Source organism: Actinopolymorpha singaporensis (assembly GCF_900104745.1).
GTDB lineage: Bacteria > Actinomycetota > Actinomycetes > Propionibacteriales > Actinopolymorphaceae > Actinopolymorpha > Actinopolymorpha singaporensis.
In genome coordinates this window covers 3,074,940-3,098,030 of record NZ_LT629732.1, presented here as the reverse complement: position 1 = coordinate 3,098,030, position 23,091 = coordinate 3,074,940, and the positions used below count along the sequence as shown (strand labels likewise).

Annotated in this window: 20 protein-coding genes and 1 pseudogene; 5 read left to right on the top strand and 16 right to left on the bottom strand. The window is 71.5% G+C overall.

Annotated elements, in window-relative coordinates; all coding sequences use genetic code 11:
• Nucleotides 1–2 precede the first annotated feature (2 nt).
• Nucleotides 3–1,253: a hypothetical protein gene (locus BLU27_RS14110; protein WP_092654018.1), complete on the top strand. Its 1,251-nt coding sequence runs from the start codon at nt 3–5 to the stop codon at nt 1,251–1,253.
• Nucleotides 1,254–1,365: 112 nt separating this feature from the next.
• Nucleotides 1,366–1,551 carry a PspC domain-containing protein gene (locus tag BLU27_RS14105; protein ID WP_092654016.1) on the top strand — a complete coding sequence of 62 codons (186 nt, stop codon included), beginning with the start codon at nt 1,366–1,368 and terminating at the stop codon, nt 1,549–1,551.
• A gap of 61 nt (nt 1,552–1,612) precedes the next feature.
• Here BLU27_RS14105 and BLU27_RS14100 read toward each other — a convergent pair whose 3' ends face one another.
• The 11 genes and pseudogenes from BLU27_RS14100 to BLU27_RS14050 form a co-directional block, all read right to left on the bottom strand.
• On the bottom strand, nt 1,613–2,008 hold the full coding sequence (locus BLU27_RS14100) for a hypothetical protein (protein ID WP_092654014.1): 396 nt from the start codon (nt 2,006–2,008) through the stop codon (nt 1,613–1,615).
• Between the two features lie 93 nt (nt 2,009–2,101).
• Entirely contained in the window at nt 2,102–3,214 is a 1,113-nt protein-coding gene (locus tag BLU27_RS14095) for an adenosine deaminase (RefSeq protein ID WP_092657678.1), read from the bottom strand.
• Between the two features lie 89 nt (nt 3,215–3,303).
• Entirely contained in the window at nt 3,304–4,593 is a 1,290-nt protein-coding gene (locus BLU27_RS14090; RefSeq protein ID WP_092654012.1) for a thymidine phosphorylase, read from the bottom strand.
• An 89-nt stretch (nt 4,594–4,682) separates the two neighbouring features.
• A pseudogene (locus tag BLU27_RS14085) lies at nt 4,683–5,057 on the bottom strand (cytidine deaminase); the annotation flags it as partial.
• A gap of 133 nt (nt 5,058–5,190) precedes the next feature.
• Nucleotides 5,191–6,471 carry an ABC transporter permease gene (locus BLU27_RS14080; protein WP_092654008.1) on the bottom strand — a complete coding sequence of 427 codons (1,281 nt, stop codon included), beginning with the start codon at nt 6,469–6,471 and terminating at the stop codon, nt 5,191–5,193.
• 19 nt (nt 6,472–6,490) lie between these two features.
• Nucleotides 6,491–7,630 (bottom strand): ABC transporter permease, encoded by a 1,140-nt coding sequence (locus BLU27_RS14075; protein ID WP_092654007.1) that lies wholly within the window; start codon nt 7,628–7,630, stop codon nt 6,491–6,493.
• Nucleotides 7,627–9,189 (bottom strand): ABC transporter ATP-binding protein, encoded by a 1,563-nt coding sequence (locus tag BLU27_RS14070; protein WP_092654005.1) that lies wholly within the window; start codon nt 9,187–9,189, stop codon nt 7,627–7,629. Before BLU27_RS14070 ends, BLU27_RS14075 begins: the two co-directional genes overlap by 4 nt.
• A 97-nt stretch (nt 9,190–9,286) precedes the next feature.
• Complete coding sequence (locus tag BLU27_RS14065) at nt 9,287–10,417, bottom strand: BMP family lipoprotein (protein WP_092654003.1); 1,131 nt, start codon at nt 10,415–10,417, stop codon at nt 9,287–9,289.
• 310 nt (nt 10,418–10,727) lie between these two features.
• The gene (locus tag BLU27_RS14060; RefSeq protein ID WP_241827962.1) at nt 10,728–11,948 is read right to left on the bottom strand and encodes an amidohydrolase; all 1,221 of its coding nucleotides are present in this window, start codon (nt 11,946–11,948) and stop codon (nt 10,728–10,730) included.
• Nucleotides 11,949–12,161: 213 nt separating this feature from the next.
• Entirely contained in the window at nt 12,162–13,781 is a 1,620-nt protein-coding gene (locus tag BLU27_RS14055) for an acyl-CoA mutase large subunit family protein (protein ID WP_092653999.1), read from the bottom strand.
• Entirely contained in the window at nt 13,778–14,812 is a 1,035-nt protein-coding gene (locus BLU27_RS14050) for an XRE family transcriptional regulator (protein WP_157728525.1), read from the bottom strand. Before BLU27_RS14050 ends, BLU27_RS14055 begins: the two co-directional genes overlap by 4 nt.
• Before the next feature lie 264 nt (nt 14,813–15,076).
• Between BLU27_RS14050 and BLU27_RS14045 the strand changes: the two genes are divergently transcribed.
• Nucleotides 15,077–15,385: a hypothetical protein gene (locus BLU27_RS14045; protein ID WP_092653995.1), complete on the top strand. Its 309-nt coding sequence runs from the start codon at nt 15,077–15,079 to the stop codon at nt 15,383–15,385.
• Nucleotides 15,386–15,500: 115 nt separating this feature from the next.
• A complete protein-coding gene (locus BLU27_RS14040) occupies nt 15,501–15,776 on the top strand; it encodes an SCO4848 family membrane protein (protein WP_241827961.1) in 276 nt (91 codons plus the stop codon).
• Here BLU27_RS14040 and BLU27_RS14035 read toward each other — a convergent pair.
• Nucleotides 15,743–16,774, bottom strand: a complete 1,032-nt coding sequence (locus tag BLU27_RS14035; protein ID WP_241827960.1) for a serine/threonine dehydratase — start codon at nt 16,772–16,774, stop codon at nt 15,743–15,745. The genes BLU27_RS14040 and BLU27_RS14035 overlap by 34 nt on opposite strands.
• Nucleotides 16,775–16,822: 48 nt before the next feature.
• On the opposite strand from BLU27_RS14035, the gene BLU27_RS14030 reads away from it, so the two are divergent.
• Nucleotides 16,823–18,223 carry a D-alanyl-D-alanine carboxypeptidase family protein gene (locus BLU27_RS14030; RefSeq protein ID WP_092653993.1) on the top strand — a complete coding sequence of 467 codons (1,401 nt, stop codon included), beginning with the start codon at nt 16,823–16,825 and terminating at the stop codon, nt 18,221–18,223.
• Here BLU27_RS14030 and BLU27_RS14025 read toward each other — a convergent pair.
• The 4 genes from BLU27_RS14025 to BLU27_RS14010 form a co-directional block, all read right to left on the bottom strand.
• Entirely contained in the window at nt 18,202–19,362 is a 1,161-nt protein-coding gene (locus tag BLU27_RS14025; RefSeq protein ID WP_092653991.1) for a YihY/virulence factor BrkB family protein, read from the bottom strand. The genes BLU27_RS14030 and BLU27_RS14025 overlap by 22 nt on opposite strands.
• Before the next feature lie 241 nt (nt 19,363–19,603).
• Nucleotides 19,604–20,164, bottom strand: a complete 561-nt coding sequence (locus tag BLU27_RS14020; RefSeq protein ID WP_092653989.1) for a 2'-5' RNA ligase family protein — start codon at nt 20,162–20,164, stop codon at nt 19,604–19,606.
• A gap of 12 nt (nt 20,165–20,176) precedes the next feature.
• Entirely contained in the window at nt 20,177–21,184 is a 1,008-nt protein-coding gene (gene trpS / locus BLU27_RS14015) for a tryptophan--tRNA ligase (protein WP_092653987.1), read from the bottom strand.
• Between the two features lie 133 nt (nt 21,185–21,317).
• Nucleotides 21,318–22,760 (bottom strand): hemolysin family protein, encoded by a 1,443-nt coding sequence (locus BLU27_RS14010; RefSeq protein WP_197681831.1) that lies wholly within the window; start codon nt 22,758–22,760, stop codon nt 21,318–21,320.
• Nucleotides 22,761–23,091 lie beyond the last annotated feature (331 nt).

Below are 23,091 nucleotides of genomic sequence, written 5' to 3'. Positions count from 1 at the left end.
GAATGACCACCGAATTCGTCGCCGACCCGCTCGTGCCGCTCGAACTCACGCTCGGCATCGGCAAGCGCTACACGCTCTACCAGCCGGGCTGGTACACCGCCGACGACGGCTCGGCCGGGTTCCTCGGCTCGAACAAGCAGCTCTACGGCTTCACCAGCCTGGAGGACCTGGTCGAGTTCGTCGACTCCGGCGCGGCCAACGACCTCACGCCGAGCCCGCACTTCAAGAGCCTGCGGATCTGGACCACCGAGGAGTACGCCCGGCGGTTGTGCGTCTACGACCTGACCCGGCTGCCGGAGATCGCCGACGGCGAGCTCAGCGCCGACGAGCAGGCCGGTCTCGGGTCGACGCTGGCGCTGATGCTCGACCTGCTCGACTACATGGACGTCGAGACCAGCGCCTCCCAGGCCCTGCACGACGACGAGGACATCAGCAAGCTCGCCTCCGGTGACGAGCTCCTCTCGGTGTTCCGGGCCGCGCACCACCGCCACCACGTCGTCGAGCTCCTGGACGCCAACTGGTCCGACTGCGTCTCGGAGGTGTCCCGCCGGGTGGTCACCCCGAAGCTTCCCGAGGGCCCGGCCGGTCGCGGGACGGCGGGTGCCGGCGGCGGGCCGGGCGCGACGCTGGCCGGCGTACGCGGTGCGGTGAACGGCACGGCGCCCTCCGACGGGCCGGTTCCGCTGGAGGACGCCGCCCCGGCGCTGACACTGTGGTTCGGACTCGCCGACGAGGGCTTCTACGCCCTGCGCGGCACCGCGCTGACCGACGGGCACCCCGCCTACCTCGGTACGCCCGCACCCGACGGCGCCCGGCTGGCGGTGTGGACCGACGTCGACCGCATGCAGGCGGAGGTGGCGCAGGGGTCCACCGGCGAGCTCCCGGGCCTCGACCTGGTCGCCGTGGCTGCCCGCGACGACGTGAGCTTCACCCCGCACGACGACAACATCTTCGACCTGGTAGAGCTCGCCGACTCGGTGAGCAAGGAGATGGACGCCGACGCCGCCGACCGGCTGGTCAGCGCGTGGTCGGAGGTGCTGCGGCTGGCCGCGTGGGGCGGCTGGCGCGACGTCACCGAACTCCTCGGGCCGGACTCCCCCGCCGGTGCGTTCATGGTGGCCTGCGCGCTCGACCTGGCCCAGGACCGGCCCGGTGCCGCGCAGGCCCTGGCCACCGTCGACACCGAGGCGGCCGCGGCCGGCTGGCTGGCCGTCGTACCCGCCCTCACCGCGCGGCTGGACCAGCGTTCCTGACGCCGCGCACGCGGCGAACGCGGGCCCGCACCGACGTGCGGTCGGTGCGGGCATCGCGCACAATGGCCGGGCACGCGAACTGATCACTGATCACCACCGGAGGACGCGTCTCATGGCAGCACTGGAACGCCCACGTCAGGGTCGGATGATCGCCGGAGTGTGCGCGGGCCTGGCCCAGCGCTTCGGAGTGTCCCGGGGAGTCGTGCGGGTGGCGTTCGTGCTGTCCTGCGCCCTGCCGGGACCGCAGATCCTCGTCTACCTCGCCTTGTGGATCCTGCTCCCGAACGCCGACGCCTAGGGCTGGGGATGCCCTTCGGAAGTGGCGGCCGGGTTCTTCCGCGGAAGGATCCGGCCGGCGTTCACCACTGGAGGCCGAGGCGGGCGAGTTCGACCTCGAGTTCCAGCCGCCTGGTGCTGCCCAGCGGCGCGGTCGTGGTTCCGGTCTCGACCCCGAGCGCGCCGCAGGCCAGGAGCAGCGTCTCGTCGTAGGCGAGTTCGGTGACGTGCAGGTGGAACGCCCGTGCGGAGACCCGGCGGTCGGCGTGCAGACGGACGCTCTCCCCGGCCAGCCGGTGCAGGTCGGCGGCGAGGCGTTCGATCGGCGGCCGGACCGGCGCCTGACCGGAGTCCACGGTGTCCCACCATCGGTCGAGCGGGTCGCATCGGCTGTCCGCGCCGTTCCACCAGCGTTCGAGGCCCTCCCGCCAGCGGCGCAGCACGGCGCCCAGCGCTGACTGACCTCGCTCGCCGGCCACGGCACGACCTCCTCAGCAGGCCCTGGGCCCGTGCCTTGGGTATGCCCCTCAAGGATGCTCCAACCCTCTCGGGACGCACACCCGCCGGCGAGGTCAGAAGGTCCTCTGGTGCATCTGGGCAAAGGCCCGCTCGGCGCCGAGCGCGGCGTACCCCGGCTTGATCACGTTGTTGATCAGGGCCAGTCGCTGGTCGAACGGCAGGAACGCGCTCTTCATGGCGTTGAGGGTGAACCACTGCAAATCCGCCAGCTCGTACCCGAACGCGTCGGCGAGTCCGGCGAACTCCCGCGACAGCGACGTACCGCTCATCAGCCGGTTGTCGGTGTTGATCGTGACGCGGAACCGCAACCTGGTCAGCAGCCCGGCCGGGTGCTCGGCCAGCGAGGGCGCCGCGCCCGTCTGCACGTTGGACGAGGGACACATCTCCAGCGGGATGCGCTTGTCCCGGACGTACGCCGCGAGCCGGCCCAGGCGGACGTCGCCGTCCGCGGTGTGGGTGATGTCGTCGACGATGCGTACGCCGTGTCCCAGCCGGTCCGCACCGCACCACTGGATCGCCTGCCAGATCGACGGCAGCCCGAAGCCCTCGCCGGCGTGGATGGTGAAGTGCGCGTTCTCCCGCTGGAGGTACTCGAACGCGTCCAGGTGCCGGGTGGGCGGATAGCCGGCCTCGGCACCGGCGATGTCGAAGCCGACCACGCCCTGGTCGCGGTAGCGCACCGCGAGCTCGGCGATCTCCATCGACCGGGCGGCGTGCCGCATCGCGGTGACGATCTGGCGTACGACGATGTGCCGGCCGGCCTGCGCCGCGCGGCGTTCCCCCTCGGCGAAGCCGGCGCCGACCGCGCGCACCACCGCGTCCAGGTCGAGGTCGCCGGACAGGTGCAGCTCCGGCGCGTAGCGCACCTCGGCGTACACGATGCCGTCGGCGGCGAGGTCCTCCACGCACTCGGTGGCCACCCTGGTCAGCGACTCGGCGGTCTGCATGACGGCGACCGTGTGGGCGAAGGTCTCCAGGTAGCGTTCGAGCGAACCCGAGTCGGCCGACTCACGGAACCACTCGCCGAGCCGCTCGGGCGCGGCCGGAAGCTCGTGCCCGATCCCGGCGGCGAGTTCGGCCACCGTCTGCGGACGCAACCCGCCGTCCAGGTGGTCGTGCAGCAGAACCTTCGGCGCGCGGACGATCTCCTCGGGAGTGATCTTCATCGTCGGGTGGTCTCCCTCCTCGGTTGCGGCGGCTCGCTCGATGGTTGCGGCGGCTCTCTCGGTGGTGGGTGTCCAGCCGATCCGGCGGCTCACTCGATCCGGCCGAGGATCAGCTTCTGGTCGGTCCCGGCGCCCTTCGGCGCGATCTCCACCGCACCTTCCAGGGCCTCCAGCGCCCGGGCGAACCTCGCCGGATCGTCGGCGTGCAGGGTGAGCAGCGGCTGCCCGGCACGCACCAGCGCACCCGGCTTGGCGTGCATCTCGACCCCGGCACCGGCCGACACCGGGTCCTCCTTGCGGGAACGCCCGGCGCCGAGCCGCCACGCGGCCACCCCTACCTGGTAGGCGTCCAGCCGCACGAGTACGCCCTCGGCGGGTGCGGGCACCTCGTGGGTGTGCGCGGCGCGCGGCAGGGGGGCATCCGGGTCACCGCCCTGTGCGCGGATCATCGAACGCCACACGTCCATCGCCGTACCGTCCTTGAGGACGTCGCTCGGGTCGGGCCCACCGGCCGCACCGGCGGCGGTGAGCATTTCCCTGGCCAGCGCCACGGTCAGCTCCACCACGTCGCGCGGGCCACCGCCGGCCAGCACCTCCACCGACTCGCGCACCTCGAGCGCGTTGCCGGCGGTCAGCCCGAGCGGGGTGGTCATGTCGGTCAGCAGCGCGACGGTGCGTACGCCGGCGGACCGGCCGAGCTCGACCATCGTGGCGGCGAGCGCCCGGGCGTCCTCGGCGTTCTTCATGAACGCGCCGGAGCCGACCTTCACGTCCAGGACGAGCGCACCGGTGCCCTCCGCGATCTTCTTGCTCATGATCGAGCTGGCGATCAGCGGAATCGACTCGACGGTGCCGGTCACGTCGCGCAGGGCGTACAACTTGCGGTCCGCGGGGGCCAGGGTGTCGGTGGGCGCGCAGATCACCGCGCCGACGTCACGCAGCTGGACCACGATCTCGTCGTACGACAACGACGCCCGCCAGCCCGGAATCGACTCCAGCTTGTCCAGGGTGCCGCCGGTGTGGCCGAGCCCGCGCCCGGACAGCTGGGGCACGGCGACACCGCACGCGGCGACCACCGCCGCCAGCGGCAGGGTGATCTTGTCGCCCACGCCGCCGGTGGAGTGCTTGTCGGCGGTCGGCCGGCCCACGCCGGCGAAGTCCAGCCGCTCACCGGAGGAGATCATCGCCCGGGTCCAGCGGGCGATCTCGGCGGACTCCATGCCGCGCAGCAGCACCGCCATCAGCAGCGCCGACATCTGCTCGTCGGCGACCGCCCCGCGGGTGTAGGCGTCCACCACCCAGTCGATCTGCGCGTCCGTGAGCCGGTGGCCGTCCCGCTTGGCGCGGATGACGTCGACGGCGTCGAAGTGTTCGGTCACGGCATCTCGCCTTCGGTCTCGCTCCCGGTACCGGTCCCGGGCTCGGCTCCGGGCTCGGCTCCGGGCTCGGGTCGGGTCCGGTAGTCGATCAGGTGGTCCGGCCCGAACGCGTCCGGAAGGACCTCGGTCATCCGCAGCACTCCGCGCGGGGTGTCCACCAGCAGGCGGGGGCCGCCGTGCTCCCACAGCAGCTGGCGGCACCGGCCGCAGGGCATCAGCAGGGCGCCCTGCCCGTCGCAGCAGGTGAACGCGACCAGCCGGCCACCGCCGGTGGCGTGCAGGGCCGAGACCAGCCCGCACTCCGCGCACAACGTCAAGCCGTACGACGCGTTCTCGACGTTGCAGCCGGCCACCACCCGGCCGTCTTCGGTGAGCGCCGCGGCGCCGACGGGATAGTGGGAGTACGGCACGTACGCCCCGGCCATCACTTCCCGGGCGGCCGCCCTCAGCCCGGCCCAGTCCACCTGTTCGCCGCTCACGTCACCGTCCACGTTCGTACTCACGTCCTCGTCCCCGTCGTCTCGCGTGTGCCCCGCCCATGCTCACCACTCATGCCCGGCTCCCGGCCGCCCGCAGACGCGAGGGCCCCAGGACGCCCTAGCTCTTCACGTAGGGTTCGCCGTCCGCCTTCGGGGGCCGCACCCTTCCTACCGCACCGGCGACCGCGACGACCGTGGCGAGGTAGGGCGCCATCACCAGCAGCTCACCGGGGATCGGTGTCTGCAGGATCTGCAGCTGGCCCTGCAGCTGCTGGGTGAAGCCGAAGAACAACGCCGCCACCGTCGCGCCGAGGGGGTTCCACCGGCCCATGATCAGCGCGGCCAGCGCGATGAAGCCCTGGCCCGCGGTGAGGTCCTTGTCGAAGCTGCCGGTAAAGCCGATGGTGAAGAACGCACCGCCGAGGCCGGCCACGATCCCGCCGGCCAGCACCGCCTGGTAGCGGACGCGGAGCACGTTGATGCCCACCGTGTCGGCGGCGCGGGGGTGCTCGCCCACCGACCGGACCCGCAGGCCCCACCGGGTCTTGAACAACACCACCGTGACGACTGCCACCGCGACGTACATCGCGTACACGAGCAGGGTCTGGGCGAAGAACGTCTGCCCGATCACCGGGATCGCCGACAGCACCGGGATCGGGACGTTCGGGAGTACGCCGGGGTTGTTGTAGCGCTGGGAGTCCGACTTCACGAACTGGTCGAACAGGAAGCCGGTGATGCCGGACGCGAACACCACCAGCACCACGCCCAGCACCACCTGGTTGACGCGGTAGCGGATGGCGAACACCGCGAGCATCGCCGCGATCAGCACGCCGGCCAGGATCGCGGCGAACGCACCGGCCCAGAAGCTTCCGGTGGCCGAGGTCACGACCGCGGCGGCGAACGCCCCGGCGAGGAACTGCCCCTCGATCGCGACGTTGATGACCCCGGCGCGCTCGCACAGCACGCCCGCGAGCGCGCCCAGAATCAGCGGCGTGGCGAGGTTGAGCGTTCCCTGCAACTGGTTGGTGAGCGGGAACGTCTTGCCCGCCGCCGCCCAGCACAGGAACGTCACCACCAGGGCGAGCGCGAAGCCCACCCACAACAGCCTGGCCCAGCGCCCGCGTACTCCGCGGAGCAACTGGGTGAGTGCCAGCACCAGCGCGTACGCCGCCAGCGCGAGCGCCACCGGCAGGGCGGGCAGGGAGATGTCTGGCAGCTGCGCGGCCGCGAACTGGTCGGACAGGCCGAACTTCGCGGTCTTCGGCGCGGTGAACACCGCGAGCAGCACACCGAGCACGGCGAGCACCAGCGCGAGGATGCCGGTGCGGATGCGCCGGCGACGCTCCTCCGGAGACTCGATCGCCGCGCTCTTCTCGGGTCGGGTGAGGGTCGTGGTCATCGGGTCTGCTCCTCGTCCCTCACGCGTTCCAGCCCTTGGCGAGCACGGCGCCCGCGCCCTCGCCGCGGATCCGGAACACCGCGCGGACCAGTGCCGGCGCGGCGATGAACAACACGATCGTCGCCTGCAGCACGGTGGTCAGCGTGAGCGGCGTCTGGGTCTGCAGCTGCATCTGCAGGCCTCCGGCGTTCAGCGCGCCGAACACCAGCCCGGCGACGACCGTTCCGACCGGCGACGCCCGGCCCAGCAGGGCGACGGTGATCGAGTCGAAGCCGACCGTGCCGGCGATCCCGTCCGTCAGCGGCGAGTTGGTGCCGAGCACCTGCTGGACGCCGGCCAGTCCGGCCAGCGCGCCGGCGCCGAGCATCGCCAGCGTGTACGCCGTACCGACGCTCATGCCGGCCGTCCTGGCGGCGTCGGGGTTGGCGCCGACCGCCCGCAGCTGGAAGCCCGTGGTCGACCGGGTGAGCAGCCACCACACCGCACCGGCGGCAAGCAGCGCGACCAGGAAGCCCAGGTGCAGCCGGGAGCCGGGAATCGCCGGGAACTGCGCCGAGCCGTCCACCACCGGGCTGATCGGGTCGTTGCGGCCCGGGCGCTGGAAGGCGTTCGTGGTGAGCAGCCACTGCAGGAGGTACAACGCGACGTAGTTGAGCATGATCGTGAGGATCACCTCGTGCGCCCCGGTGCGCGCCTTGAGCACACCGACGATGCCGCCCCACAGTGCCCCGCCGAGCACGCCGGCGAGGAGCGCGACGAGGACGTGCACGCCGGGCGGGAGGTGCAGGGTGAAGCCGACCCAGGCGGCGCACAGCGCGCCGACGATCAGCTGGCCCTGGGCGCCGATGTTGAACAACCCGGCACGGAAGGCCAGCGAGACGCCGAGGCCGCCGCAGATCAGGGGTGTCGCCTGCACCAGCGTCTCGGCGAGCTGCCGCAGGCCACCGAACGCGCCGGAGAACAACGCGCCGTAGGCGTCCGACACCGCCGACCACGACGCCGAGAGCGCGTCGGGCGGATAGGAGAAGAAGTACGACCAGGTGGACAGGACCTCGGCGTTGCTGACGACGATCAGCACCGCGCCGACCACCAGCGCGAGCACGACCGCGGCCACGCTCACGAGGAGCTCGCGCGCCCAGGCCGGACGGGTGGCGCTCACGAGGCGTCCTCCAGCGTTCCCAGCGCGGTCGGGTTGGCCTCGGCCAGCTGCGCGGCCTCCTCGACCGGCACGCCGGCCATCATGCAGCCCAGCTGGTCCCACGGCGTGTCCGTGCCGACGATGCCGACCAACCTGCCGCGGTACATCACCGCGATCCGGTCCGCGAGCGCCACGATCTCCTCCAACTCCGTGGACACGATCACCACCGCCGTGCCCTGGTCGCGCTCGGCCACGATGCGGCGGTGGACGAACTCGATGGACCCCACGTCCAGACCGCGGGTGGGCTGCGCGGCGATCAGGAGCTCCAGCGGCCGGGACAGCTCCCGGGCCAGGACGACCTTCTGCTGGTTGCCGCCCGAGAGTGCGCTCACCGGCGTGTCCACCGACTGCGTACGGACGTCGAACTCCTTCACCCGGTGGTCGGCGTTCTCCCGTACGGCGGTCTGGGACAGCGATCCCCTGCGCGCGAACGGCGCACCGCGGAAGAGGTCCAGGATGAGGTTCTCAGCCACCGAGAACGAGCCGACGAACCCGTCGTGGGAGCGGTCCTCCGGGATGTAGCCGATCCCGGCGGCGAGGTGCTGGCGTGGTGTCGTACCGACGAGTTCCCTGCCGCCCAGGCGTACCGACCCGGCGGCCACGTCGACCAGCCCGACCAGTGCCTGGACGAGCTCGGTCTGGCCGTTGCCCTGGACGCCGGCGATACCGAGGATCTCCCCGCCATGCACGTCGAACGACACGTCGTCGACCGCGACCAGGCCTTGGCCGTCCACGACGCTCAGGTCCTTCACCGTCAGCTTGGGCTCGGCCGGGGTGGCCGGCGCCTTGTCAACCTGGAGTTGCACCGGTCGGCCGACCATCAGCTCGGCGAGTTCGGCCTCGGAGGCGTCCGGTGCGACCGTGCCGACCACGGACCCGCGGCGGATCACCGTGATCGTGTCCGCGATCGCCCGCACCTCCTTGAGCTTGTGGGTGATGAAGACCACCGTCGTGCCGTTCTCCCGGAGCGCGCGCATCACCTCGATCAGCTCGTCGATCTCCTGCGGGGTGAGCACCGCGGTGGGTTCGTCGAGGATCAGCACCTTGGCCTCGTTGGCCAGCGCCTTGAGGATCTCCACCCGCTGCTGCACACCGACCGGGAGGTCCTCCACCCGCGCGTCGGGGTCCACGGCCAGGCCGTAGCGCTCCGACAGGTCGCGCACAAGGGAGCGGGCCGCCCGCTGGTCGAGCAGGCCGAGGCCGCGGGTGCGTTCGCGGCCCAGGACGACGTTCTCGGCGACGGTGAAGACGGGGACCAGCATGAAGTGCTGGTGGACCATCCCGATGCCGGCCGCGATCGCCTCACCGGGTGAGCCGAAGGACACCGGGGTGTCGTCGACGAGCACCTGGCCCTCGTCGGGGCGCAGCAGCCCGAAGAGCATGTTCATCAACGTGCTCTTGCCGGCGCCGTTCTCGCCGAGCAGACAGTGGATCCGCCCGGACTCGAACGTCAGGTCGATGTGGTCGTTGGCGACGAGCGAACCGAACCGTTTGGTGAGCCCGCGGAGTTCGAGCTTCATGCACTACTCCAGCCTGAAGGTGCGCACCCGTGCGGCGGGGAGGGCCGGTGCGGCTCGCACCAGCCCTCCCCCACGGCTGACAAGGGTCGCAACGCGGTCACTTGGACTGCGGCTGCGCCTTCGACTTGATCGTGATCTTGCCGTCGATGATGTCCTGCTTCAGCTGGTCGACCTCGTCCTTGAGTTCGGACGGGATCTTGCTGTCCCACTGGTGGTAGGGCGACAGACCGGTGCCGTCGTTCTTCAGCGTTCCGACGTAGGCGGTGCTGTCGAACTTGTTCTCGGCCGCGGTCGTCACGACGTCCTTCACCGCGACGTCCATGCCCTTGTAGACACTGGTGAGCAGCACGTCGCAGTACTCCGCGGCGCTCTTGCAGCCGTCGGTGTCCACCCAGATCGCGTTGACCTTGCCGCCGGAGGCCTTCGCGGCCTGCAGACCACCCAGGCCGGCGGGGCCGGCGACCGGGAAGATGATGTCGGCGCCCTGGCTGATCAGGTTGCTGGCGGTGTTCTTGCCCTGCGCCTTGTTCTCGAAGTCGTTGGTGAACAGGCCCTTCTGGGTCTTCTCGCTCCAGCCGAGAACCTGGACGTTCTTCTTCTTGACCTTGTTGTAGTACTCCACGCCCTCCCAGTAACCGTCCATGAAGATCGTGACGGTGGGGATGGGCAGGCCACCGAACGTGCCGACCTTGCCGGTCTTCGTCGTGCCGGCGGCGAGATAGCCGGCGAGGAAGCTGGACTGGGCGGTGTCGAAGAGCAGCGACTTGACGTTCTTCGGCACCTCCTTCAGGCCGGTCTTCTTCAGGTCGGTGGCGGCGATGTCGTAGTCGACGATGCCCCACTTGATGTCAGGATTGGCCGCGGCCGACTTCGCCGTCTGGTCACCGAGCTTGAAGCCGACGGTCACGATGGCGTTGCACTTCGCGTCGACCATGCCGCCGACGTTCTTCGCGTAGTCGCTGTCGGACTTCGACTCCGCGGTCGAGGTCTTGATGTTCAGTTCCTTCGCGGCGTCCTGGAAGCCCTGGTAGGACGTCTGGTTGAACGACTTGTCGTCGAAACCGCCGGAGTCGGAAACCATGCAGGCGCGGAAGTTCTTCGCCGCCGCGTTGGACTTCGAGCCGTTCCCGCCCGAACCCGAGTTGCTCTCGGTCGGCTTGCTTCCACAGCCGGTGACCACCAGAGCCACCGCGCCAAGGACCGCGAGGCCCTTCAGGTACTTCGTCAAAACGCCTCCTCAGCGTGCCCGATCGGGTGGGGTGCCCGCGCACGCGGACGGGCGTCGAGGAAGGACGCCGCGCGATGCGCATGGGTGACTATAAGGCGCACCGACAGAAGGTGAGGAATCGCGGCTTCGGATCCCAGCCCTGTGATCCTCCCGTGACCTTGGCCGGGGGCCGGAGCATCTTCCGCCCCGACGGCGGTACAGGCGAATCCGTCTCGTCCGGCCAGGTGGTCCGGCTCGCCCCGAATGCCTGAGTTCATCCGCCGGTTATGGGCTTGTCACACCGGCCGCAAACCCCGGGCAGTACGGCGGTTCAGCCGCCGGCGCCGGCGCCCTCGCCGGCGAGCAGGGCGGCGCCCACGAGAGTGCGTACGCCGACCGAGATAGCGTGCTCGTCGATGTCGAACGTGCCCTGGTGGATGTCGAACGGCCGGGTGCTGCCGGCCGGGCGAACTCCCAGGCGGGCAAGGGCGCCCCGGGTCCTGGTGAGGTACCACGCGAAGTCCTCACCGCCCAGGCTCTGCTCGGTGGTGCCCACGGCGTCACGGCCCATCGTGGCCTCCACCGCCCGCTGCAGAAGGCCGATCGCGAACGGGTCGTTGACCACCGGGGGTACGCCGCGGTGCACCTCGGCCTGCACGCCCACGCCGTAGGGCGCCACGATCTGGTGCGCGAGCACGGGAACGAGTTCGGCGGCGGACTCCCACACGTTGACGTTCAGGCAACGCAGGGTGCCCTCGGCCTCGCCGTACATGGGGATCGCGTTCGGCGCGGCGCCGGCCTGGATCCGTCCCCAGACGAGGGTCAGCCCACCGCGCGGGTCGACCCGCCGGCTCAGTGCCAGCGGGAGTTGGCTCACCAACGTGGACAGGGCGTGTACGAGGTCGGCGGACAGGTGCGGCCGGGCGGTGTGCCCGCCGGGGCCGGTCAGGCGTACGTGCACCCGGTCGGCGGCGGAGGTGATCGGTCCGGCCCGCAGGCCGACGGTGCCCACCTCCAGCCGCGGGTCGCAGTGCACGGCGAAGATCTGCTCCACCCCGGCCAGGGCGCCGTCGGTGGCGAGCACGTCCAGTGCGCCGCCCGGGATGACCTCCTCGGCGGGCTGGAAGATCAGCCGCACGCGGTTGCCGAGCATCCCGGCCGCGGCGAGTTCGGCGAGCACGAGTCCGGCGCCCAGGACGATCGCGGTGTGCGCGTCGTGGCCGCAGGCGTGACAGACACCCGGGCGGCTGGAGCGGTAGGGGACGGTCTTCTCGTCCACGACGCGCAGCGCGTCCAGGTCGGCGCGCAAGGCGGCCTTGACCGGGCCGAGGGCGGGTCCGCCGACGTCGCACAGCAGCCCGGTGCCCACCGGCAGGGGGACGGGGGCGAGGCCGGCCAGCTCCAGGCGGTCACTGACCACCCGGGTGGTCCGGAACTCCTCGCGGCCGGGTTCGGGATGGGTGTGAAGATCGCGCCGGAATGCGATCAGCTCGTCGGCGTAGGTCTTGGCGAGCCGGTCCACCTCGGCAACGACAGCTGAGTCGAGGGGCACCCTGCGATTGTCCACCCCGTCCGACTTGTCCCGCACGCCACCCTGCTTCCGCCCCCCCGGCTTCTCACCCACAGTCTTGCCCGGCCCACCCAGCCGGACACCGAAAGCCCAACTGGCCATGGCCCTCGGAGCCGACTCCGGAGCCGATCCTGAAGCGACCTCGGACCGACCTCGGGACGACCTCGGGACGACCTCGAAGCGACCTCCGCGGGCTCAGATCGCGTCGGCGGGGGTGTAGACGCCCCACACCTCGCGCAGCGCGTCGCAGACCTCGCCGACCGTCGCCCGTGCGGCCAGCGCCCGCTTCATCGGGTAGAGCACGTTGTCCGAGCCCGAAGCCGCCGACCGCAGCTCCGCAAGGCAGCCTTGCACCTCGTCGGCGTCCCGGTCCGCGCGCAGCTTGGCCAACCGGCCGCGCTGGGCCTCCTCGATGGTGGGGTCGACCCGCAGCGGCTCGTACCGCTCGTCGTCGGGAACGACGTACTTGTTGACGCCCACCACGACGCGTTCACCGCCGTCGATGTCGCGCGCGATCTGGTACGCCGCCTGCTCGATCTCCGCCTTCTGGTAGCCCTTCTCGATCGCGGCCACCGCCCCACCGAGGTCCTCGACGGTTTCCATCAGCGCCCGCGCGGCCTCCTCCACCGCGTCGGTCATCGACTCCACGGCGTAGGAGCCGGCGAACGGGTCGACGGTCGCCGTCACGTCGGTCTCGTACGCCAGCACCTGCTGGGTCCGCAAGGCCAGCCGGGCGGCCTTCTCGCTGGGCAGTGCGATCGCCTCGTCGTAGGCGTTGGTGTGCAGCGACTGCGTACCCCCCAGCACCGCGGCGAGCCCCTGCACCGCCACGCGGACCAGGTTGACCTCCGGCTGCTGGGCGGTCAACTGCACGCCCGCGGTCTGGGTGTGGAAGCGCAGCATCTGCGACTTCGGGTTGCGCGCACCGAACCGGTCACGCATCACCTGCGCCCAGATCCTGCGGGCGGCGCGGAACTTCGCCACCTCCTCCAGCAGCGTCGTACGGGCGACGAAGAAGAACGACAGCCGCGGCGCGAACTCGTCCACGTCGAGGCCCGCGTCGATCGCCGCCTGGACGTACTCGATGCCGTTCGCCAGCGTGAACGCGATCTCCTGCGCGGGCGTGGCACCGGCCTCGGCCATGTGGTAGCCGGAGATGGAGATCGTGTTGAACCGCGCAAGCTCGGCTTGACAGTAGGCGAAGATGTCGGAGACCAACCGCAGCGAGGCCTTCGGCGGATAGATGTAGGTGCCGCGGGCGATGTACTCCTTCAGCACGTCGTTCTGGATGGTCCCGCTCAGCCGACCGGGGTCGACGCCGTGTTCCTCGCCGACGAGTTGGTAGAGCAGCAGCAACACCGCGGCCGGCGCGTTGATCGTCATCGACGTCGACACCTGGTCCAGCGGGATGCCGTCGAAGAGCAGCCGCATGTCCTCGATGGAGTCGATCGCGACCCCGACCTTGCCGACCTCGCCGTGCGCGATCGGCGCGTCGGAGTCGTAACCCATCTGGGTGGGCAGGTCGAAGGCCACCGAGAGGCCGGCGGTGCCCGCCTCGATCAACTGGTGGTACCGGCGGTTGGACTCCGCCGCTGTGCCGAAGCCGGCGTACTGCCGCATCGTCCACGGGCGGCCGGTGTACATCGTCGGGTAGACACCCCGGGTGTACGGATACGAGCCGGGCTCGCCCAACTGGCTCGCAGGCGTCCACCCTGCGAGGTCGCCGGGTCCGTAGACGGGCTTGATCGGCAGGCCGGACTCCCCCACCCGCGCCGGGCGCGAGGGGGAGGGCTTCGACGCAGCGGCATCGGTCATGGGTTCTCGCCTCCGCGACGAGGATATCCGCGAGCGGGGTCCTCCCACGCCGACGCGTCGCGGTGGAGCACCTCGACGTCCTCACGCAGGTCGGTGGGCAGCCAGGCCATGGCGTCCGCGGCGTAGTAGAACCCCCGGCGACCGGCAGGGGCGGGGGTGCGCGCGCGGGTGAGGACCGCCAGAGCGCGGGCCTCACTCGCGTGCAGCCACACCTCGGTGCCGTCGGTGGTGGCGTAGTCGGCGCCCGCCTGGGCGTAGCGGATCGCGTCGTGCGGCCGGCCGATCCAGTACGCCACCACCGACTGCAGCCCGCGTGCCCACGCCCGCAGGCCGTTGTGGTCGGCGAGGTCGGCGCACACGAACGCGGCGTAGGCGTGCGCCATCGCGTTCGGTGCGTCCACCCGGTCGTGGGCGAGCTTGGCCAGCATCCCGGACACGAGGGCGGCGGCGAAGTGCAGCCGGCGTACGTGCGCGGGATGCTGCGGGCCCTCCAGCAGGGTGAACAGCAGGTCCTGGGTGGCGGCGAGGGTGCCCAGGATCCGCGGCAGCGGCCGCTGTTGGTAGGCGTGGGTGAGCTGGCGAACCTCGGCGTAGACCTGATCCAGGCTCTCCTCGCCGAGAGCGGTGCGGGCGACCAGCAGACCGAACGCGCGTGCCCGCCGGGCGGACCGCTCCAGGATCTCCAGGTCGTGCGCATCCTGCCCGAAGGCGGTTTCGTGGTCGGGCCCGAAGGCCGGGCCGGTCGCCGGCCCGCTCGCCGCGGCGGGGCCGGTCGGGGCGTACGGCGCGACGAGTTCGGCGGCGGGCCTGCCGAACATCGCCTGCAGCACCCGCCGGGTGACCGGCGTCATGCCGGTGCGCTGCCCGGACGCCAGCCGGCGCAGGTGCCGCGCGGACATGCTCGCGCCGCGTTCCCCGGTCTGGCGCGCCAGCGTCTCGAACGCCTCGGCCACCTCGTCGTAGGTCTGGTCGCGTTGCCGGATCAGGTGCTCCAGCACGGTGCGAGGGGCGGTGTCTCGTCTCCCCGTCATCCACTCCTCCTGGTGGCCAGGCCCCCGTTCGTCGGAACGCTCGCCCCCGAACGCTCGACGAATTTGTACCGGCAGGCACCGACCGACGGCCGCCTCGAGCGCGCAGGGTCCGGATGAGGTCCGGCACAGGTCCCTCGGTGCCATCCGGGTCCGGCACAGGTCCGCCACAGGTCCGGCGTGGGACCTCGCCTGGTCACGCCCATCCACCGAATGCTTGAGCTCTGCCCGATGTCGGCAACACGCACACAAGGAGGCGAGCAGCCCATGACAGCAGAGGCCCCGCCGTCGGACGACCGGCAGCGCGAAGAGCTGATCGAGTCCGCGCGGATCGCCCTGAAGTCCGCCGGTTACCGGTCCCATCCCCGGGTGGGCATGGCCGGCAAGCAGTACGGCATCGAGATTCCCTACCCCTCGCTTCCGGAGATCTCGGTCGTCCTCCGCTGCGACCGCTGGGACGGCCGGTGGGTCTTCCGCCAGACCGGATGCCGCCCGGTCGCCGACGCCGACGACCTGGAAACCCTCATCGCCTGGGTGAAGGAGCTCGTCGAACCGCCGTACGGCATCCAACCGTGACTCCGGCAGCAGGGGGCTCCGCGGTCCCGCCCCGGTGGTCACCTCGGCCGGTCGCCTCTGCAGGTCCCCGGCGGTCCTCCGCGGCTCGTCCACGTCGGCTGGTCATACTGGGGTGGTGCGTATCACCAGGAAGATCGCCGCCCTGCTGCTCGCCGTGGCCGGCTGGAACGTCGTCACCTACGCCACGTTCATCCGCAATCTGGCCAGGACCGAAGGGCGCCCGACGGGTTTCTACGTGGCCCACACGGTGCTGATCGTCGTGAACCTCGCCATCGCGGCCGTCCTGGGCCGAATCGGCTGGCAGGCCCTGAAAGCGGAGAAGGCCGAGCGGGCCGGCGCCGGCGAGGCGGGGCGGGGTCAGGACCGCGACGAGGTGTCCACAGGCCGCTGAGCCACAGGCCGCCAGGGTCCGTCCGGAACGTCGGTGGTGTTGCCGCCGGACACCACCACTACCACGGTCTGCCCGGGTGCCGGACGGAACACCCCGGACGACAGGGCCGCGAACGCCGTCGCTCCACCGGGCTCGGCGAGAACGCGGCAGCGTTCCCAGAGGAAGCTCCGGGCGGCGACGATCGCCTCGTCGGACACCAGCAGCGGCGAGGTACGGGTGCGCGCGGCGACCGCGTACCCGTACCGGCCGACCGTCCCCGCACCCATGCTGTCCGCGGCCACGCCGCCGACCTCGACCGGCACCGGGCGGCCCGCCGCCACCGCGGCCGACAACGACCGGCAGCGTTCCGGCTCCACGGGCACCACCGCGGCCCGGTCGGCCAGCGCCAGGCCGAGTCCGGCGTACAACCCTCCCCCGCCGCAGGACACCAGCACCGTGGACACCTCCGGAACCTGCTCGGCGAGCTCCAGGCCGAGCGTGCCCTGACCCGCCACCACCTCCGGCGCGTCGTAGGCATGCACCCGCACTACGGAACGCCCGGCCGCCCACTGCTCGGCGGCGGCGAACGCCTCGGGGTAGTACCCGTCGACGACAACTACCTCGGCGCCGTACGACGCGACGCGTTCGGCCTTCACCGGAGGCGACGTGGCCGGGACGAAGATCCGCGCGGGCACACCTACCCGGTCCGCCGCCCAGGCGACCGCCGCGCCGTGGTTCCCGCCGGAGGCCGCCACCACGCCGTCGTCGGCGCGTGGCCGGACGAGGAGGGTGTTGAGTGCGCCGCGGGCCTTGAACGAGCCGGTGTGCTGAAGCAACTCCAGCTTGACAAGGACCCGGGCGGGCACGCCGAGCTCGGTGCCGTCGATCTCCAGTACGGGAGTACGCCGGACCTGTCCGCGCAGCCGCTCCGCCGCGTCGGCGAACTCGCGTTCTCCCGGCAGCCGTACGACCTCGGCCCCTCCGTCCGGCGCGTTCGCCCGCTCCGCTGATCTCCCCACCGGTGACCACCCCTTCGCCCAGGGTCAGGTACTACCCTGTCCGACACCATGCCCCCAGCCGATCATCCCAGCCCCCGTGAACGGGCCGGCCTGACCGTGGGAGGAGTGCGCCCGGTACGCCGGGTACACACCGTTGTTCGTGTCGGTTCCGCGGCCCGGATCGCCCGGGTGGTCTGCGTCCTGGTGCTCGGGCTGGCTACCACGCTTGGCCTGACCGCCGTCCCCGCCGGTGCGGCCGTCAGTTCGACCGTCGGGGCGCCCGGTGCGAAGCCGACGCCGACGACCGATCCGCCCGCACCGGCTCCGCCCGTCCCGGGCCCCACCGCAGCGCCCGTTCCCACCAGCAACCCGTTCACCGGCCCGGTCGGTGGCGCGGCACTCGGGGACCGCGGCGTGGTGGTGGACCAGCAGGCCACACCCGCCCCACCGAAGGTCGACGTCGCGTCCTACGTCGTGGCCGACCTCGACTCCGGCGAGGTCCTCGCCGCAAAGAACGCCCACCTCCGCCTTCCCCCGGCGAGCACGCTCAAGGCCCTCACCGCCGTCACCCTGCTGCCCCGGCTGGACAAACGGGCCCGCTACACAGCCACGCCCGCCGACACGCGGGTCGAGGGCAGCCGGGTCGGGATCGAGACCGGCCGCGCGTACACCATCGACCAGTTGTTCTACGGCTTGTTCCTGCCGTCCGGCAACGACGCCGCCACCGCGCTGGGCAACGCCGCCGGGGGGAGCCGCACCGCCGTGGAGATGATGAACACGGAGGCTCGGCGGCTCGGCGCGTTCGACACCCACGTGGTCAACACCAGCGGGCTGGACGCGCCCGGTCAGGTGTCGTCCGCCTACGACCTGGCGCTGGTCGCGCGGGAGGGCATGAGCCGCTCCGACTTCCGCCGCTACGTCGCCACCCTGCGCTACAACTTCCCGGGCAGGGACAGGAAGACGTTCCAGATCCAGAATCTCAACAAACTGCTCGGCCACTACCCCGGCGCGATCGGGGTGAAGAACGGCTACACGACCATGGCGCACAGCACGCTGGTCGGCGCGGCCGAGCAGGACGGCCGCCGGCTGGTCGTGGTGCTCATGCGCTCCAAGGCGCCGTACTGGACGCGTGCGGCCGCCTTGCTGGACTGGGGATTCACCGCAGGTGCCAAGGCGAAACCCGTCGGCACCCTGGTCACCGGTGACGACGTGGCCAGGGCCGCGGCCGCCCGGGCGCCCGGCGCGGCGGCCCCGAAGCCGGGGTCCACCAAGCCGGCCGGCCCGGCGGCCAGTCCCAGCAAGACACCCACCCTGGCTCCCGGCGCGGCCGGCCCGAACGCCCCGGGCCTCGCCATCTCCACGCCGGAGTCGGCCTGGCCGCGGCTGCCGGTCTGGCTGTGGCTGATGCTGCTGGTGTTTCTCGCGCTCTCGGGCATGCGGGTCTACAGCTACGTGCGCTCCCGGCGCTGACGTTCGGCTTCCCGGCGCCGGCGTTCGGCCTTCCGCAGTTGACGTTCGGCCTTCCGGCGCTCCCGCCGGGTGGCCAACCAGCCCACGGTGAGTCCGCCCACGAAGGCGCCGAACGCCGCCGACAGTCCCCGGCCGATCCGTCGCGCCCGGCCCCCGGCCGGGGCGGACCCCGCGCCACCGGCACCACCCTGCTGATCGCCTCGCTGTGGCACCCGCCGCACCCCCCCGGCCTTCTCCGGGTGGGTCATCTTCTCCACCGGCACGCTGGTGACCGCCCACGCCGCGCCCAGCACGGTCAGCCGGTCGAAGTAGTTGATCCACACCAGCAGCGCGACCAGGATCGCGAACGCGCCGTAGAGCGGGTTGCCGGTCACCGTGCCGAGCACCAGACCTGCGAGCTGCTTGAGAACCTCGAACCCGAGGGCGGCCACCAGCGCGCCACGCCACAGTTTCTTCGCCGGTACGTCGTGGCGGGGCAGCAGACGGTAGAGCGTGAAGAACAGCACCGAGCTCGCGGCCACCCCCACCGCGGCCGCCACCGCCCACAGCAGGACGCCGACGCCGGGAACCTTCGTCAGGTGGGCGATGGTGAAGATGAAGTCGGCGAACGTCGTGACGGCCGTACTCACCCCGACCGACACCAGCAGGACGGCGCCGACCGCGACCAGCACGACCAGGTCGAACACCTTGTTGAGCACGAAGTTGCGGCCCTCCTCCGCGACCGCCGCGAACACCGCCTGCAGCGAGGTGCGCAGCGCGGAGATCCAGTTCAGCCCGGAGTAGAGCAGCACCGCCAGGCCGACGATGCCCACTCCCGCCTTGTTGCGCGCGATGCCCTGGACGTCGATCTGGTTCTTCCCGGTGCCGATCATCCCGGGCAGCACCGACGACATCGCCGAGGTGACCGCATCCCTCGCTCCCGGCACGTACTCCACCACGTAGCCGACGGCGGCGAACACCAGCGCGACAAGGGGGAAGAAGGACAGGAAGGCGAAGTACGTCGCAGACGCGGCGAGCTGGCTCCCCTGCACCTTGTTGTAGTGCGCCAGCGCCCGGGCCAGGTGGTCGACCAGCCTCGAACGCACCCGCGCCCGAGCCACCTTGTAGTCCAGCCGTCGCCGCAGCCGCGAAACGTCCATGTCAACGTCCCTTCCCCGTGCGGCCTGCCAGCACCGCGAGCGAGCTGACCGGGACCTGCCAGCGGCCCGGCCCGCGAGCCGGCCCCGGAAGCTGACCCGGGACCTGACCGGGCGCCGAGAAACGGCCGTGCCCGCGACAGCAAGATCAGTGTGCCTCGCCGGGGACGATCGGACGGGACCTTCGCCCACGCCGCGCCGGATCGCTCACGCGCGAAGTGGTGCCACCTCCGGGCTGCTCGGGCTATCCGGGCTCGCCGGCGGGCTCGTCCGGCGGCACCGGCCCGGGCAGTGGGCCACCCAGCGCGAAGTCCCGCTGCGGCCGCCACACCAGGTCGGTCCCGTGCTCGAACAGGCTGAACGTCTGCACGGTGAAGGCACAGGTGTAGCTGTCCAGCGCCTCGTACGCCTTGTCGAGCACATGGTCGGGCAGGTCGTGGGCGATGGTGACGTGCGGGTGGTACGGGAAGGGGAGCTCGCGCCGCAGCGGCCCGCTGCGAACGCCGTCGGCCAGCAACTCGCAGGACGAGATGCCCTCCGCGACCGCCACGAACACCACCGGCGACACCGGGCGGAACGTCGCGGTCCCCCGCAGCCGCATCGTGTACGGCTGCGCGGACTCCGCCACCGCGAGCAGGTGGCGTTCGATCGCGTCCATGGCGTCGTCGTCGACCTGGGTCGGCGGCAGCAACGTCACGTGGGTGGGAATGGCGTCGGCGAGCGGGTCGCCGAACGCGGCCCGCCAGCGTTGCAGCTCGCCGCCGTAGGGTTCGGGGATCGCGACCGCGACACCGATCGTGCGCACGGAAGTCGCCGCCTATCGTTTCGCCATGACGAAACCGAGCCGGTCCTCGACCTCGCGCAGCGTCTCCGCGGCCACGGTCCGGGCGCGCTCGGCTCCGCGGGCCAGGATGTTGTCCAGGCTCTCGGGGTCCTCCAGCAGGGCCAGCGTGCGCTCGCGGTAGGGCGCCGCGAACTCCACCACGGCGTCGGCGACGTCCCGCTTGAGGTCGCCGTAGCCCCTGCCGGCGTAGGCGTCCACCAGCTCGGGGACGGGGCGTTCGGTGAGCGCGGACAAGATGGTGAGCAGGTTGGACACGCCGGGCTTGTTCTCCCGGTCGAAGATGATCTCCCGGCCGGAGTCGGTGACCGCGCTGCGGATCCGCTTGGCGGAGGTCTTCGGTTCGTCGAGCAGGTCGATGATGCCGGTCGGCGACGAGGACGACTTGCTCATCTTGGCAGTAGGGTCCTGCAGGTCGTAGATCTTGGCGGTGTCGGCCAGGATGAACGGCTCGGGCACCCGGAACGTCTTGCCGAACCTGCTGTTGAAGCGCTGCGCGAGGTCCCGGCTCAGCTCGAGGTGCTGGCGCTGGTCCTCACCGACCGGGACGGCGTCGGTCTGGTAGAGCAGGATGTCGGCGGCCATCAGCACGGGGTAGGTGAACAACCCCACCGTGGCGCTCTCGACGCCCTGCTTCTGCGTCTTGTCCTTGAACTGCGTCATCCGGCTCGCCTCGCCGAACCCCGTCAGGCAGCCGAGGATCCAGGCCAGCTGGGTGTGCTCGGCGACGTGGCTCTGCACGAACAACGTGCAGCGCTCGGGGTCCAGGCCCGCCGCCAGCAACTGGGCCGCGGAGCGCAGGGTCCGCTCCCTCAGCTTGGCCGGGTCGTGGCCCATCGTGATCGCGTGCAGGTCGACGACGCAGTAGAAGGCGTCGTGCTCGTCCTGCATGCCGACCCACTGCCGGACCGCCCCGAGGTAGTTGCCCAGGTGGAAGGAGTCGGCGGTGGGCTGGATGCCCGAGAACACGCGCGGTCGCGACATGCTCTGAATTGTGCCAGCACCGCCGCCGGGCCCCGACCCGCCGTCCACACCTGGACCCGAGCGAGCGTGCGGCATACTGGATGATCACCGCGAACGGCGCGTACGCCTGTTCGTCCCCTTCGTCACCGCCCGGTCAGGCCCGCTCGGCCGGCCGGCTGGGCTCGGCAGCGGACCTGTCGCCGGAGCTGTTGGCGCCACCGGACCCAGCGGGCCCAGCGGACCTGTCGGAGCCCCCGGGCCCGTCGTGGTTGGCGGAGGACGGCTGGTGGTCGGCGCTCTCCGGTGCGGAGCGCTCCGGCGGGCGAGGCGTGAACCGCAGCCGCGCCACCCGCCGCCCGTCCATCTCGATCACCGTGAACCCGTGCCCCTCGAACTCCACCGACTCGCCCTCGGACGGCACGTGGCCGAGCAGCGACACCACGAAGCCGGCCACCGTCTCGTACGGCCCGTCCGGCACGGTCAGGCCGGTCTCGTCGGCCACGTCGTCCAGGCCGATCCGGCCGTCCAGCTCGACCTCCCCGGACACCAGCCGGCGGGAGGCGGCCTCGGCCGCGGTGTCGTACTCGTCCCGGATGTCGCCGACGAGCTCCTCGACCAGGTCCTCGAGGGTGACGATTCCGGCGGTGCCGCCGTACTCGTCCAGCACGATCGCCAGGTGGTGGCTGGTCGACCGCATCTCCGACAGGGCCGGCAGGACCCGCTTGGTGCCGGGCAGGAAGAGGACGTCCCGGGCCAGGTCGCCGACCCGGACCGAGCGGTTGGCCACCTCGGGGTTGAGCAGGTCGCGGACGTGGACGAAGCCCACCACGTCGTCTGTGGACCCGCGCACCACGGGGTAACGCGAGTGGGGGCTCGCGGTGACCTCCTTCACCGTCTTGTAGACCGGCGTGGACGCGTCAAGGAAGTCGGTTTCCGTGCGCGGCAGCATGACCTCGCGCAGCTGCCGGGTGCCCGCGTCGAACACCTCGTCGACGATGGCCCGCTCCTCCTCGCCCAGGGTCTGGTGTCCCGACACCAGCTCGCGCAGCTCCTCGTCGGTCATCTGCTCCCGGCCGACGTCGGGGTCGCCGCCAAGGAGGCGGACCACCACGTTGGTCGACTTGGACAGGAACCAGATGACCGGCCGGGCGAGGGTCGCGATCGAGGCGATCATCGGTGCCAGCGCCGACGCGATCCCCTCGGCCCGCTGCAGCGCGAGCCGTTTGGCCGCCAGCTCGCCCAGCACGATCGAGACGTACGACACGGCGATCGTGATCAGCACCAGGGCGACCGGCTCGGACGCGCGCCGCGGCACCCCGAGGTTCACCAGCACCGGGGCGAGGTACTTGGACAGGTTGGCGCCGGCGAACGCCGAGGCCAGGAAGCCGGAGAGGGTCACACCGATCTGCACGGCGGACAGGAACTGGTTGGGGTCGGCGGTGAGCCGGGCGATCACCTCGCCGCGCCGGCCGCGCTGGGCGAGGGACTTGACCTGTCCCTCGCGCAGCGACACCAGCGCCATCTCGGCCGCGGCGAAGACGCCGCCGATGAGGACGAAGATCAGGGCCAGCCCGATGTTGGCCAGAACGGCGTTCATGGAAGCGTCACCGGGGGGTCAGGAGGGGCCCGGCTGCCGGATGTCGCCTGGTTTGCCTGCTATGCGCTTTATGGCCAGCCGGACCGCTGGTTGTCGCCATGCGCCCAAGAGTATCGACTTCCTTCCGAGACATTCGCCGTCCGCTCCGGGCACCCGGGCATGGCGCCGGCCCGCCCGGCTCGGTCGATCACGGCACCGGAGTTCCCGCTAGGGTTCCTCTGACGTACGCGCGGCCTGATCGGTTGCGAGTACGCCGGACGAAACTCACCGCGGGCGCTGTGGTCGAGACGCCGGTCGGCGACGGCCGCGCGGAGACGGCTCGGCCCGGAGA

Coding starts and splice junctions, on each gene's coding strand:
- BLU27_RS14095 (WP_092657678.1), bottom strand. CDS start 3,214: ATGAAGATCACTCCCGAGGAGATCGTCCGCGCGCCGAAGGTTCTGCTG.
- BLU27_RS14045 (WP_092653995.1), top strand. CDS start 15,077: ATGACAGCAGAGGCCCCGCCGTCGGACGACCGGCAGCGCGAAGAGCTG.
- BLU27_RS14050 (WP_157728525.1), bottom strand. CDS start 14,812: ATGACGGGGAGACGAGACACCGCCCCTCGCACCGTGCTGGAGCACCTG.
- BLU27_RS14080 (WP_092654008.1), bottom strand. CDS start 6,471: ATGACCACGACCCTCACCCGACCCGAGAAGAGCGCGGCGATCGAGTCT.
- BLU27_RS14105 (WP_092654016.1), top strand. CDS start 1,366: ATGGCAGCACTGGAACGCCCACGTCAGGGTCGGATGATCGCCGGAGTG.
- BLU27_RS14055 (WP_092653999.1), bottom strand. CDS start 13,781: ATGACCGATGCCGCTGCGTCGAAGCCCTCCCCCTCGCGCCCGGCGCGG.
- trpS (WP_092653987.1), bottom strand. CDS start 21,184: ATGTCGCGACCGCGCGTGTTCTCGGGCATCCAGCCCACCGCCGACTCC.
- BLU27_RS14070 (WP_092654005.1), bottom strand. CDS start 9,189: ATGAAGCTCGAACTCCGCGGGCTCACCAAACGGTTCGGTTCGCTCGTC.
- BLU27_RS14010 (WP_197681831.1), bottom strand. CDS start 22,760: ATGAACGCCGTTCTGGCCAACATCGGGCTGGCCCTGATCTTCGTCCTC.
- BLU27_RS14025 (WP_092653991.1), bottom strand. CDS start 19,362: ATGGACGTTTCGCGGCTGCGGCGACGGCTGGACTACAAGGTGGCTCGG.
- BLU27_RS14030 (WP_092653993.1), top strand. CDS start 16,823: ATGCCCCCAGCCGATCATCCCAGCCCCCGTGAACGGGCCGGCCTGACC.
- BLU27_RS14110 (WP_092654018.1), top strand. CDS start 3: ATGACCACCGAATTCGTCGCCGACCCGCTCGTGCCGCTCGAACTCACG.